Consider the following 826-nt stretch of genomic DNA (forward strand, 5'->3'; position numbering starts at 1 on the left):
TTAGTTTGCTGTAAAGCAAAGAAGATCTTATGGTGGTTTTGCCGAGGGTGTTCACCTCTTCCCATTCCGAACAGAGAAGTTAAGCCCCTCATGGCCGATGGTACTGCACAACAATGCGGGAGAGTAGGTAGCTGCCATACTTATTAAGAAAAGCCTTAGTGTTTATGCACTAAGGCTTTTTCTTTCTTTAAGAGTAGACGCACACTGCTAAAGAGCAGTAGTTTACATAAAGCGTCATCACATCTTTACTCTTTAAGAAATGAATTCGTACAGGATTCGTCATAAATACACTCAGCCACAAGGTTGACAACAATTTGAAATAAGATTGAAAAATAATTTGAGAGAAAGCTCAAATAGTTTTGTTTGCGAATGATAAAGGTTATATCTTTGCCATCCGCTTCAAAAAAGCCAATGTTCTTTGCAAAATAAGGGTTTGATTATCAGAGTATTAAAAGCACTTTTCCAATAGACAAGTCATTGATACTAAGATAATTAAAGATGCAAAAAACTTTAAAAAAGTTTTGGTGATTAAATGAAAGATCACTATCTTTGCAACCCCAACGCAAACAACGCGATACGGAATAAAAGTTCTTCTAATAATAACAAAGATGTTCGGCTAAAGAGCCACGGAGATCGGATCTCACACATCAACAATAATCACGGAAATGAAACTTCGCAAGAAGAGTCAGTGATTAAAAGTTCTTTGACATATTGGGAAATGCAAGTTGTATTCAGAATAGTAGTATTTGAATACGTAAATTTTTTAAAGCGAATAAGAGCGCATGGTGGATGCCTAGGATCTAAGAGGCGACGAAGGACGTGGTAA

The 826-nt window shown here is 36.6% G+C and carries 1 rRNA gene; it reads left to right on the forward strand.

The features are described 5' to 3' along the window. Nucleotides 1-28 precede the first annotated feature (28 nt). A 5S ribosomal RNA gene (rrf, locus tag AC1DP6_RS36480) occupies nucleotides 29-140 on the forward strand. The last annotated feature ends 686 nt before the right edge of the window (nucleotides 141-826 follow it).

This window comes from Chitinophaga sp. 01L420, from assembly GCF_056399985.1.